The organism is Streptomyces sp. NPDC091649 (assembly GCF_044756785.1).
Classification (GTDB): domain Bacteria; phylum Actinomycetota; class Actinomycetes; order Streptomycetales; family Streptomycetaceae; genus Streptomyces.
This window is the reverse complement of sequence record NZ_JBIVTR010000016.1, coordinates 42,272-53,420: the sequence shown is the minus strand read 5'-3', so window position 1 is coordinate 53,420 and position 11,149 is coordinate 42,272. Positions and strand designations below refer to the sequence as shown.

General features: G+C 72.3%; 10 protein-coding genes. 3 read left to right on the top strand and 7 right to left on the bottom strand.

The genetic code is table 11. The features are described 5' to 3' along the window. Positions 1–261 precede the first annotated feature (261 nt). The 5 genes from ACIQMU_RS24290 to ACIQMU_RS24270 all read right to left on the bottom strand — a co-directional run bounded on the left by ACIQMU_RS24290 (position 262) and on the right by ACIQMU_RS24270 (position 5,027). On the bottom strand, positions 262–1,215 hold the full coding sequence (locus ACIQMU_RS24290) for a carbohydrate ABC transporter permease (RefSeq protein ID WP_352242113.1): 954 nt from the start codon (positions 1,213–1,215) through the stop codon (positions 262–264). A 16-nt stretch (positions 1,216–1,231) separates the two neighbouring features. Further along, the gene (locus tag ACIQMU_RS24285) at positions 1,232–2,200 is read right to left on the bottom strand and encodes a sugar ABC transporter permease (RefSeq protein ID WP_352242114.1); all 969 of its coding nucleotides are present in this window, start codon (positions 2,198–2,200) and stop codon (positions 1,232–1,234) included. Between the two features lie 5 nt (positions 2,201–2,205). Beyond that, positions 2,206–3,558, bottom strand: a complete 1,353-nt coding sequence (locus tag ACIQMU_RS24280) for an ABC transporter substrate-binding protein (RefSeq protein WP_402689663.1) — start codon at positions 3,556–3,558, stop codon at positions 2,206–2,208. Positions 3,559–4,339: 781 nt separating this feature from the next. Continuing rightward, positions 4,340–4,501 carry a hypothetical protein gene (locus ACIQMU_RS24275; protein ID WP_352242116.1) on the bottom strand — a complete coding sequence of 54 codons (162 nt, stop codon included), beginning with the start codon at positions 4,499–4,501 and terminating at the stop codon, positions 4,340–4,342. Positions 4,502–4,823: 322 nt separating this feature from the next. Continuing rightward, positions 4,824–5,027, bottom strand: a complete 204-nt coding sequence (locus ACIQMU_RS24270; RefSeq protein ID WP_352242117.1) for a hypothetical protein — start codon at positions 5,025–5,027, stop codon at positions 4,824–4,826. A 796-nt stretch (positions 5,028–5,823) separates the two neighbouring features. On the opposite strand from ACIQMU_RS24270, the gene ACIQMU_RS24265 reads away from it, so the two are divergent. Together ACIQMU_RS24265 and ACIQMU_RS24260 are read left to right on the top strand one after the other, a co-directional pair. Further along, on the top strand, positions 5,824–7,857 hold the full coding sequence (locus ACIQMU_RS24265) for an ATP-binding protein (protein WP_402689701.1): 2,034 nt from the start codon (positions 5,824–5,826) through the stop codon (positions 7,855–7,857). Between the two features lie 72 nt (positions 7,858–7,929). Then, a complete protein-coding gene (locus ACIQMU_RS24260; protein ID WP_352242118.1) occupies positions 7,930–8,433 on the top strand; it encodes a GNAT family N-acetyltransferase in 504 nt (167 codons plus the stop codon). A 154-nt stretch (positions 8,434–8,587) separates the two neighbouring features. On the opposite strand, the gene ACIQMU_RS24255 is transcribed toward ACIQMU_RS24260, so the two are convergent. Both ACIQMU_RS24255 and ACIQMU_RS24250 read right to left on the bottom strand, forming a co-directional pair. Further along, positions 8,588–9,421, bottom strand: a complete 834-nt coding sequence (locus tag ACIQMU_RS24255) for a PIG-L family deacetylase (protein WP_352242119.1) — start codon at positions 9,419–9,421, stop codon at positions 8,588–8,590. A 319-nt stretch (positions 9,422–9,740) separates the two neighbouring features. Beyond that, on the bottom strand, positions 9,741–10,556 hold the full coding sequence (locus tag ACIQMU_RS24250) for a PepSY domain-containing protein (RefSeq protein WP_352242120.1): 816 nt from the start codon (positions 10,554–10,556) through the stop codon (positions 9,741–9,743). Positions 10,557–10,755: 199 nt separating this feature from the next. On the opposite strand from ACIQMU_RS24250, the gene ACIQMU_RS24245 reads away from it, so the two are divergent. Beyond that, entirely contained in the window at positions 10,756–11,004 is a 249-nt protein-coding gene (locus ACIQMU_RS24245; protein WP_352242162.1) for a DUF6296 family protein, read from the top strand. The last annotated feature ends 145 nt before the right edge of the window (positions 11,005–11,149 follow it).

Genomic DNA, 11,149 nt, shown 5'->3' with positions numbered 1-11,149 from the left:
GGGGGGGGTAACCGGGGGGGGGGGGGGCGGGGGGGGGGGGGGGGGGGGCGGGGGCGCCGGGGGGGGGGGCGGGGCGGGGGGGGGGGGGCGGGGCGGGGGGGGGTTGGGCGGGGGGGGGGGGGGGGGGGGGGGGGGGGGGCCCGCCCCCCGCGACAGGGGCGGGAGGTTCTGACGCCGCCGCCCCTCAGCGGGGCGGGTGACCGGGGGCGGCGGCGGGTCCGGGGCGGTGCGGCACTGGTCATGTCATGCCGCACGGCGCGGTCAGCCTTTTGTGCTGCCGGCGCTGATTCCGGCGATGATGTGCCGTTGGAAGACGAGGAACATCAGGACCATCGGGATGCTCGCGATGACCATGGCTCCGATCAGCACGGTCAGCGGGACGTTCTGCGAGAGCTGCACCAGTGCCACGCTGATCGGCTGCTTGCCGGTGTCGGAGAAGACCATCAGCGGCCAGAGGAAGTCCTGCCACACGGCGACCAGCGCGAAGATCGACACGACGCCGAGGACCGGTCTGGACAGGGGCAGGACGATGGACCACAGGGTGCGCAGCTTCCCCGCCCCGTCGATCTCGGCAGCCTCCAGGACATCACGCGGGATCTGGTCGAAGAACCGTTTGAGCAGATAGAGGTTGAAGGCGTTCGCGACGGCCGGCAGCCAGATCGCCAGCGGGTCGTTCAGCAGGTTGACGTGGATCAGCGGCATGTCCGCGATGGTGAGGTACTTCGGTACGACGAGGGCCTGCACCGGGACCATGAGGGTGGCGAGGATGCCGCCGAGGATCACGTTGCCGAAGGCGGGCTTGAGTTTGGACAGGGCATAGGCGGCGGCTGTGCAGAAGACGATCTGCAGCACCCAGGCTCCGGTCGCCTGGACGACCGTGTTCCACAGGTGGGTCGGCAGCCGCATCAGGTCCCAGGCGTCGGTGTAGCCGCTGACCTGCCACTGCTCGGGGACGAGGGTGGGCGGGGTGCGTACGACTTCCTCGGGCGGCTTCATCGCACCCGTGACCATCCAGTAGACGGGGAAGAGGAACGCGAACGCGAAGAGCAGGACGACGAGGGTGAACACCGACCAGTAGGCGGCCTTGCCGCGGCGTCCTGCGAGTGCCAGCGGCGAGATGACGGTGCGTACGGTTCGCTCGACAGGGGCGTCGCCGGACTTCCCGGCGCGGACCGCGGGCGTTTTCCGTACCGGGGGCGGAGCTGTCTGTGTCATGGCGGCGGCGCTCCTCTCAGTCGGTGCGGGTGAGTCGGAGATACAGCGCGGAGAAGGCGCTCAGCACCAGCAGCAGCATCACGCTGAGGGCGGAGGCGCCGCCGAAGTCGTTGTAGAGGAAGGCGTACTTGTAGATCAGGTAGAGCACGGTGACGGTGGAGTTCTCCGGGCCGCCGCCGGTGATGACGAACGGTTCGGTGAACACCTGCATCGTGGCGATGACCTGGAGCAGCATCAGCATGAGGATGATGAAGCGGGTCTGCGGGACGGTGACGTGCCGGACCCGCTGCCAGACGGACGCGCCGTCGAGTTCGGCGGCCTCGTACAGCTCGCCGGGTATGCCCTGGAGCGCGGCGAGGTAGATGAGGACGGTGCCGCCCATGTTGGCCCAGGTGGCGACGATGACGAGGGAGAGCAGCGCGGTGTCGGAGCCGTTGGTCCAGTTCGACGTCGGCAGGTGGAGGAAGCCGAGCACTTCGTTGGCCAGGCCCGCGCCCGGATCGTAGAACCACTTCCACAGCAGGGCGCTGACCACCGGCGGGATCATCACGGGCAGGTAGACGACGACCCGGAAGAACGCTTTGGCGTGCCGCAGTTCGTTGAGGACGAGTGCCATGACGAACGGGATGGCGAACCCGATGACCAGGGCGAGCACGGTGAAGGTGAGCGTGTTGCGCCAGGCGGCGGCGAACTCGGGGTCCTTGAGGACGCGGGTGAAGTTCGCGGTGCCGACCCACTCGGGGTCGGACCCGGGGGTGTACTTCTGGAACGCGATGATCACCGACCGGACGGCCGGGTACCAGGAGAACAGGATGAAGCAGAGCAGACCCCCGGCCAGGAACGCGTAGGCGGTGGCCTGGTCGGCGATCTTCCGGCGCAGCGGGCCCAGCGGCCCGCCGACCGCCGGGCGCGCGTCCCCGGGGGGAGGCGTCGCACCGGCGGACCGCGGCCTCGCGGTCGCTGCGGGCTGGGTGGTGGTCTTCATGGCGGTCAGCCTCGGGCCAGGATTCCGTCGATCTTCGACTGGGCGTCCTTCAGCAGGGAGTCGATGTCCGCGTCCTTCTTCGTCAGGACCGCCGAGACGGCGCCGTCGAGGACGGCGTAGATCTGCTGGCCGTGCTTGGGCTCCAGCTTCATTTCGAGCTGCTGGCCGCCCTCGACGAAGGCCCGGTAGTTCTCGACCGGGACGTTGGCGGATGCCTTCTTCAGCTCCTGGTCCTTGGCGTCGGTGGCGCCGGTGAACAGCCGGGGCTCGGGCAGGCCGACCGGGGACTCGTCCTCGGCGGCGCGGGCGTAGTTGTTCATGAAGCCCTGGCCGGGAGTGAGGAAGGTCCACTCCAGCCACTTGAGACCGGCCTTGATCTGCTCCGGGGTGGCCTTCTTGTTGAACATGTAGCCGTCGCCGCCCATGAGGGTGCCCTTGCCGCCGGGCATCGGGGCGAGCGCGAGGTCTTCGTACGATCCGCCGGCCTCCTTGACGATGCGCGGGACGTTGTCGGGGGCGGCGAGGTACATGCCGAGCTTGCCGGAGCCCATCATCTGGAGGGCGTCGTTGATGATGAGGAGCTGTTTGGCGCCCATGGAATCGTCGCGCCAGCGCATGTCCTTGAGGTTCTGCAGGACGGCCCTGCCCTCGGAGGTGTCGACCGTGGCCTTCTTGCCGTCCTCGCTGACGACCGTGCCGCCGTGGGAGTAGATCGAGGCGGTGAAGTGCCAGCCGCCCTGGTTCTGGGCGCTGTACTCGGCGAAGCCGACGGTGCCGTCGCCGAGCGCCGCGATCCTCTTGGCCGCCTCCCGCACCTCTTCCCAGGTGGCGGGCGGCTTGTCCGGGTCGAGCCCGGCCTTGGTGAAGAGGGGCTTGCTGTAGAGCAGGCCCATGGAGTAGTTGGTCCGCGGGATGCCGTAGATCTTGCCGTCGACCGTGTAGGCGTCGCGCAGGGGCTCGGCTATGTCCTTGTACGCCTTGAGGTCCTTGACGTACTCGGTGATGTCCGCGGCCTGGTCGATGGAGACGACGCGCTCGGTGTCGGTGAAGTACGTGTAGAAGACGTCCTCCATCTGACCGCCGGCCAGCTTCGCGTCGAAGGTCTTGGGGTCCTGGCACGGGAAGGCGTCGTGCGCGGTGACGTCGATGTCGGGGTTCTGCTCCTCGAACGTCTTGACGTCCTCGTCGAACCGCTGGTGGTCGATCTTCGCGCTCGGCTGGGGCCAGCAGTTGACCGTGATGGCCGTCCTGCCGTCCGCGGCGCTGTCGCCCTCGGAGGTGCAGGCGGCCAGACCGGTGATGGTCAGTGCGGTGGCGACGGCGGTGACGCAGGTACGGCGAAGAACGGGACTTCTCATCGGTGGACCCCTCCAGGGCGGGAGTGCGGGAAGCCCACAGCCCCGAGCTGTGCGGCGCATCACACTCAACCACCGCCGACGAATGTCCGCAAGATGTCACGTTGATTTCGTAAATCTTTGACAGTTCGAGGCCGTTACGCCCCTCCACAGCTGACGGAAGCGTGGAGGCAGGGGGTCCCGGTCGAGGAGTCGCCGACGGCGGCGGACCCGGCGACGGGCCGCGCCGCGAGCCGGTCACGGCGGGGTCGACGGCGCGCCGGGACGGCCGGGACGCCGCGCCCGGATGTCGGGAACACCGTGCGGGAACGACCGGAACGCCGCGGCTCACGGGCCGTGGGGCGCGCCGGACGTCGCGAAGGGCCCCGCTGAACGCACGACGCCCGGCAAGCGCCGCGAGCAGCGGCGGAGCGGAGGGTCACCACGGGAGCCGCGGGGGAAGGCGGTCATAGGCGCGGAGCCGGCCGGTGTGGCGCAGGGTGACGGACCGGCGGCCTTCCGCCCTCGGCGGCCGGCCGGGAGCGCTCTCCACGCGGCTGCGTGGACCGCTCACCGAAGCACGGCCGCCGGGGCGGTCGCGACGGGTGGCCGGGGGCCGCGGTGGCGTCGGGCGCGATGTCGCACGCCCGGCCTACCGCGGCCTCACCCGCTTCCACTCGCGACGGTTCTTCAGCAAACCATCGCGTCGCGAACGCAAGAATATGGCAATAGTTGCGGGACGTTTATCGTCCCGTGATGGACAGTCCGCCCGGAGGCGGCTGCGAGCGGGGATTGCGGCCCACTCCTAGCGGGCTGCGGCGGCCGTTCGTACGGTGCCGAAGTCGATGGCGCGGTCGGCCTCGCGCAGGACTTCCTCGGCCACCCGGCGCACTTCGGCGAGCACGTCGCCGTGCTCCTCGACCAGGCCGGCGTAGATCGGTGCTTCGGTGCTGTCTGCGGAACTCATACGGTTCTTCCCCGTCGGTCTCGTGCGGAAAGCCCCTGCCGGTCGGCGGAGGCGGGGGCGAGTGTACGTGGTGGGCGGCGGCGAGGGCGATTCCATATCCGGAGCCGGAACCGCCCCGCACCTGCTGGAACGGCGGCCCGCCCGGCCCCCGGCGGGCCGGAACGGCTCCTGCGCCGCCTCTGCGCCGGCCGCCCGCCGGGGTGCCGCACGGGAGGGCCCGCCCGGGCGGCGGGTGCGGTCAGCTCATCGGTGGGGGCCGCTCGCGGGCCGGTCAACGGGTCGCGGCCGGGCTCGCGAGGACCGGGGCGGGCGGGACGCCCCCTCAGGGGCGCCGACGGGCCCCGGGCAGGGGGCGGTGGCCCTCGGTCCACTCGTTGACCCAGCCGCAGCCCGAACAGGCGTACCGCCCGTCGAGGCCCGCAATCAGGGTGCCGCACCGCGCGCATCCGATGTAGGTGATCTCCGGGTGCTCCGTGGCCGCCGCCTCGTTCCGGGACCGCCGCTCGGGACCGGGTGAGCTGGGCATCGTCACGTGTCCGTTCTCACGGCGGGCGGCAGGACGCGGGCCTGCTCGCACGGTCGTGGGAACACCCGTTCGCGACCGGTGGCCCGGGTGACCGGCCGCCACCGCTCGCTCGTCGGCTCGCCCGCCCCGGCACTCGCCCCGGAGGGAGCGGGCGGGCATGTGACGTACGTCGTCGGCGGCGGGCCCGGCGCGGGCGTCGGGGCGGCGGGGCCGGCGAGCGCGGCCCCGGGGCGAGGTGGCCGGACGCCGGCGAACCGGGCGGTCCGTTCGTCGGCGAGGGCGGGCGGGGCCGGCGGGCGGGGCCCGCAACCGGCCTCGCGCGGACCGGGCTCCACCTCGCGCCATGCCCATGGACCGGGCCGGGCCCCCGCCACGGGTGCGTATTGCGTCATGCCAGCAACGTAGCGCAGGGGCATGCCGGGGCCGCTCCGCCGCCCTCCCGCCGCCGCCCCGGCCACCGGTCGAAGGGGGGTAGGAGCGCGCAGGACGCCCGTGCCCGCCCACCACCGGCCGAAGGACGACGCCCGTGCGCACCTCCGCCACCGGCGGGGTGCGGTCCGCTGCCGCACGGTCCGCCCGCCCGGCCGGCGCACCGCACCCTGCCGGTGGCGGGCGGCGGGGGCCGCGCACCCCTCGGGTGTGGGGGCGCGCCGGTCGGCTCACGGCGTCGGCACACCCCATCAACCTTCGGTCTGCGCCGCCTGCCGATCGAGCATGATGCATTGTCGGCCGTTTCTGACTGCTTTTCGCTATGAACGGAGGCGCTGGGCCACGGCCAGGCAGGATGTCCCCCGTGATGGGCAACCTCCCCGTCGTGACGACCAGTTTCGTCGGCCGCAACAGCGAACTGGTCAGCGTCGAACGGGCACTTCGAGATCATCGGCTGGTCACGCTCACCGGCAGCGGCGGAGTCGGCAAGAGCCGGCTGGCCCTGCGCACCGCCGAGCGCGCCCGGGGCCGCTACGCCGACGGCGTCTGGTGGGCCGATCTCTCCCATCTCCACGACGAGCACCTGCTCGCCACGACGGTCTGCGACGGCGTCGGGCTCCTGGACCACAGCCACCGCCGGCCGGTGGCCGCGCTCGGCGAGTGGCTGTCCGGCCGCCGCCTCCTCCTCGTGCTCGACTGCTGCGAGCGGATCGTCGGCCCCTGCGCCCGACTCGTCGCCGAACTGCTCGCCGCCGCCCCGGGGCTGACGGTCCTGGCCACCAGCAGGGAACCCTTGGGCGCGGCGGACGAGAGGTGCGTCGAGGTGCCCCCGCTGTCCGCGGGCGACGACGGTGACGAGGCCGTGCGGCTCTTCCGCGAACGCGCGGCCGCCGTCGCGCCGGACCTCTCGCTCGACGACCCCGGGAGCACGGCCGCCGTCGCCGAGATCTGCCGCCGGCTCGACGGCATACCGCTCGCCGTCGAACTGGCCTGCGCCCAGCTCCGCGAGAGCAGCCCGCAGGAGATCACCTGGCGGCTGGCCTCCCGCATGGAGGACCTCACCGACGGCACCCTGTGGCCCCGCCGCCACCGTGCCCTGCGGACCACCATCGGCTGGAGCCACGAACTCTGCGCACCGCTGGAGCGGCTGCTGTGGGCGCGGCTCTCCGTCTTCCGCGGCGTCATCACGGCTGCGGACGCGGCGGCCGTGTGCGCGGGCGGGCCGCTGGACACCGGGACCGTCGCCCCCGCCCTGGAACGGCTGGCCGACCAGTCCGTGCTCCGGCGGGCCGGGGACGGCTACCGGATGCTCGACACGCTCCGCGAGTACGGGGCGATGTGGCTGGCGGAGCTGGCGGAGGACGCGCTCCTCGCGGACCGGCACGCCCGGCACTTCGCCCATGTCGCCGTCCAGGCGTACGCGGGCTGGCTCGGGCCGTCGCAGGTCCTCTGGTACCACCGGATCGCCGACACCCACGCGGACCTGTGCGCGGCACTGGACCATCTGCTGGCCGAGGACCCGGAGATGGCGATGGAGATGGCCGGGTGCGCCGGCCTCTTCTGGAGCTGCTGCGGCCATCTGCACCAGGCCCGCAGGTATCTGGAGCAGGTGCTCGCCCTGCCGCTCTCCGCCGGCCCGCACCGCACCCGGGCTCTCTGGGCCCTGGGCATCACGTTGACCCTGCAGGGCGATCACGAGGCGGCCGGACGCACCGGCGAGCAGTGCCGGCAGGCGGCCCGCGGCGACGACGACCCCGAGGCGGTGCTCCTCGCGGCCCACTCCGTGAGCTTCACGTATCTGATGATGGGCCGGCCGCACACCGCTTACTCCGTCAGCGACCTGGCGCTGCGCCATCACCCGGGCGACCCCGCCGACGCGCCCTCGCAACTGCGCTGCCGGGTGATACGCCTGTTCGCCCTGTCCGCGCTCGGCCGGCTCGACGAGGCGTACGAGGAGGCCCTGCGGCTCCAGCGGATCAGCCTGAGCTTCGGCGAGCACTGGGCACGGGCCTACGCCGATCACCAACTGGCCCTCATCCACCTGCTTCAGGGCCGTCCACGCCACGCCGAGAGCCACGCGCGCGCGATGCTCGCGAGCAAGCACGAACTGCAGGACAGCCTCGGCATCGCGCTCGGTCTCGACCTGCTCGCCGGGTCCATCGCCGCTCAGGGGAACGGGGTGGCCGCCGCCCGTGCCTCCGGCACCGGGCACGCCTACTGGCGCATGATCGGCCACCCGCACCGGGGCACCCCGGAGCTCGGTGCGATCCGCGAGCAGTGGGAGCTCCTGGCCCGGCGGGCCGCGGGCGACTCGGCGTACGAGCGGGCCTACCGGCGCGCGTCGGCCGACGACGCCGAACGCGGTCTGGCCCACGCGCTGGAGCGCGGGAGTCCCGGCTAGCCGAAGCCCCCGCCGCCCCCTCGCCGTCCGGGGGGACGGAGACCTCGGAGGGACAGCCCCTAGCATCCCGGTATGACGTCCATCAGCCGGCTCCGCCCCGACCATGCCGAAGCCCTGCTCGCCTTCGAGCGGGAGAACCGGGCCTACTTCGCCGCCTCCATTCCCGACCGGGGTGACGACTATTTCGCCGAGTTCGCCACACGCCACCGCGCGTTGCTCGCCGAGCAGGACGCGGGACTGCACCACCTCCACGTCCTCCAGGACGCCGACGGCGGCATCCTCGGCCGGATCAACCTCGTCGAGGTGCGGGACGGTTCGGCCGAGCTGGGCTACCGGATAGCGGAGAAGGCCGCGGGGAGAGGGGTGGCCACCCGGGCGGTCCAGCAGATCTGCGTTCTGGCCGTCCAGGAGTACGGGCTCACCGCGCTGCGCGCGGAGACGACCCTGGACAACGCCGGATCCCGCGCGGTGCTGGCGCGCACCGGCTTCGAACCGCTGGAGGAGGTCATGTTCGGCGACCGCCCCGGGCGGCGGTACGTCCTGGACCTGAGCGGGGGCGCCCCCCCGGCCCTCTGACGGCACGACGGCGTCCGGCCGGTGTTCCGCACTCGGAGGCGCGGTGCGCGCGGGCGGACCGCCGGGCAGTCCCGGCGGCCCGCCCGGCTCGCCCGCCGGGAGGCGGGGGCGGCGGTGCCGCGGCGGGCGTCGGACCCTGGCGAGGGCGGTGGGATCAGCGCAGTCCGGCGAAGAGGTCGTTCTCGGGCAGGGCCGCTCCGGTGGCGTCCTGAACGCGTACGAAGGTCTCCATGCCCATCAGCTCGCCGAACCGCTCCTTGCCCATCTTGAGGAAGAAGATGTTCTCCCCCTGGCTGCTGTGCGCGGCCAGCGCGTCGAACTTCTGACCGCTGAATGCGGTGGTGTCCACCCACGTGGTGATCTCGTCGTCGGGCAGGCCGATCTCGGCCATCGCGGCGGCCTCGGCGGGGTCCGGCTCCGGCATGTCCTCCTGGAATTCGCGCATGGTCTCGCCGAACCGCCGCATCGTCGAACGCGGCATCGTCGTCCAGTACACCTTCGGCGCCGGCGTCACCATCTCCAGCGCCGCCATCGTGATGCGGTTGGCCTGGATGTGGTCGGGATGGCCGTAGAAGCCGTTCTCGTCATAGGTGACCACCACATCGGGCCGGTAGTGCCGCATGAGCTCGGCGAGTCGGGCTGCCCCCTCCGCGACGGGGGTCTGCCAGAAGGATCCGGGGGCCTCGTTGCTCGGCCAGCCGATCATCCCGGAGTCGGCATAGTCCAGCATCTCCAGATCGCTGATCTTCAGGACCTCACAGCTCGCCTCCAGTTCCCGGCGGCGTATCCGGGCGACGGCTGCCGGATCGTGCCCGGGTTCGCCCGGCTTCACGCCCCCCGCTCCGTCGCCGCAACCGCCGTCGGTACACGTGACGAGAACCGTGCGGACGCCCTCCGCCGCGTACCGGGCGAGGATCCCTCCGGTCCCGGTGGCCTCGTCGTCGGGGTGGGCGTGCACAGCCATCAGGGTCAAGGGCCGGTCGGTCATACAGTCCTCCTGCGGACGCATACGTCGTGGTAAGAGGGCGCGGCCCGACGGCCCGCGCCCATGGAGGCCCGTTCCCCGGGGTGCGCACGGACGGGTGGCTCCCGTGTTCCCCGATGGCGCGGCAACGGTCCCTCGGTCGATGCAACCGCGCCGACCGGACCGGGTGTTCCCGCGCGGCCTGCCGACTTGCCCGTGGCGGTCTCACCGGGCGCGGTTCGCGCCCACGCCTCGCGCACGCATCGGAGTGCCTCTGGCCCCTCCCGCACGGGAAAGGGGTACGCCGGGTGTCCGGCGTACCCCTTGGCGGGTCGGGCGGTGGTCAGTCCTTGTCGGTCTCCTCGCGGACGATGGTGTCGTTCTTGGCGTCCACGTCGAAGGTCGTCTTCTTCCAGTCGGAGTCGACCACGTCGACCTGCCAGACGACGCCCTTGCCGTCGTTGTCGTCGAGGCCGACGGAGGTGACCGTCCCCTTCTTCTTCTCGGTGGCGACCTTCGCCGCCTGCTGCGGGGTCTGGGTGGCCTGGGCGAGCAGGTCGGCCGTCTGCTTCTTGTCGTCCGCGTCCTGATCCGCGTCGACGCGGGCCTCGATCACCTTGCCGTCGACCGCGTTGATCCGGACGGTGTGGATCGTGCCGTCCTTCTCGGCGACCTCCGCGACCCACACCGGGCCCTCGGAGCCCGGACTCGCGCTCGGGCTGGACGTGCCGGTTCCGGTCGGGCTCGCGGTTCCGGTGGGGCTGGCGGTTCCGGTCGGGCTCGCGGTGCCCGTGGGGCTGGCGGAGCCGGTCGGGCTGGGGCTCCGGTCGCTGTCGTCGTCGTCCACTCCCTCCAGGTCCAGGTCGACCAGCTTGCCGCCGGCCACCTCGCCGGCGGCTGTGGTGGCCGCGTCGTCGAAGGTGACCTTCGTGGCGTCGAGTACCTTCTTGCGCTCCTGCTGGTCCTCGGTCAGCTGGGCGGTGGCCGAGGGCGAGGTCGTCTGGTTCTGCGGGACGACCTTCGCGGCCTCGGAGGTGGCCGCGCTCGTCGCGCTGTCCGAGCTCTGACCGCATCCGGTCATCAGGACGGCCGCGGCGGCGGCCGTCCCGAGGACGCCGACCGCCCTGAGGGTGCGGGAGCGGGGGGAGGCACTGTTCATTCGTCGGGGCTCAAGTCTCATGTACGCATGCCTAGCCCCCCGGGCCGCCGGTCATGTTGTCCTACCGGGTGGAGTCACCCGATCGACCGGGCGGGTCCGCCCGTTGGCCGCCGTTCCCCGGGCGACGGACGCCGGGGTGCGAAACAATGGCGGCAGGGCCGTATTGTCCGCGCCCGGCCGGGAGGCCGTCATGGATCACATGGTGCACACCGAGCGCTACGAGCTCATATTCCAGATGTCCGGCGCCGCGGACGACGTGGTGTCCGTCCGGATGACCGACCGGACGGGAGCCGGTGGATTCCCGGTGTACGAGGACGAGACGGGAATCGTCCGCGCCGAGATCAGCGACCGGGGCGAGGTCCGCATGCTCGCCAGCGGCGGTCATCAGGCCCCCGGCGCTCCCGTGCTGGCCCGCCCCCTGCCCGAGGACGCACCCGACACGCAGTGACCGGGCCCGTCGGACGGGGTGCACCGTGTGCCGGTGCGCCCCGTCGCGCCGGTGCGCACCGTCCGGCCGCACGCGATGTCCGCACGCGAGTACGCCTTTCCGTTCCTGCCCACTCTTCGCCCGAATGTGTTTACATTCCCGGGGC

Excerpts from the sequence above, each read along its gene's own strand:
- ACIQMU_RS24290 (WP_352242113.1), bottom strand. The coding sequence starts at position 1,215 with ATGACACAGACAGCTCCGCCCCCGGTACGGAAAACGCCCGCGGTCCGC.
- ACIQMU_RS24285 (WP_352242114.1), bottom strand. The coding sequence starts at position 2,200 with ATGAAGACCACCACCCAGCCCGCAGCGACCGCGAGGCCGCGGTCCGCC.
- ACIQMU_RS24280 (WP_402689663.1), bottom strand. The coding sequence starts at position 3,558 with ATGAGAAGTCCCGTTCTTCGCCGTACCTGCGTCACCGCCGTCGCCACC.
- ACIQMU_RS24275 (WP_352242116.1), bottom strand. The coding sequence starts at position 4,501 with ATGAGTTCCGCAGACAGCACCGAAGCACCGATCTACGCCGGCCTGGTC.
- ACIQMU_RS24270 (WP_352242117.1), bottom strand. The coding sequence starts at position 5,027 with ATGCCCAGCTCACCCGGTCCCGAGCGGCGGTCCCGGAACGAGGCGGCG.
- ACIQMU_RS24265 (WP_402689701.1), top strand. The coding sequence starts at position 5,824 with ATGGGCAACCTCCCCGTCGTGACGACCAGTTTCGTCGGCCGCAACAGC.
- ACIQMU_RS24260 (WP_352242118.1), top strand. The coding sequence starts at position 7,930 with ATGACGTCCATCAGCCGGCTCCGCCCCGACCATGCCGAAGCCCTGCTC.
- ACIQMU_RS24255 (WP_352242119.1), bottom strand. The coding sequence starts at position 9,421 with ATGACCGACCGGCCCTTGACCCTGATGGCTGTGCACGCCCACCCCGAC.
- ACIQMU_RS24250 (WP_352242120.1), bottom strand. The coding sequence starts at position 10,556 with ATGAACAGTGCCTCCCCCCGCTCCCGCACCCTCAGGGCGGTCGGCGTC.
- ACIQMU_RS24245 (WP_352242162.1), top strand. The coding sequence starts at position 10,756 with ATGGTGCACACCGAGCGCTACGAGCTCATATTCCAGATGTCCGGCGCC.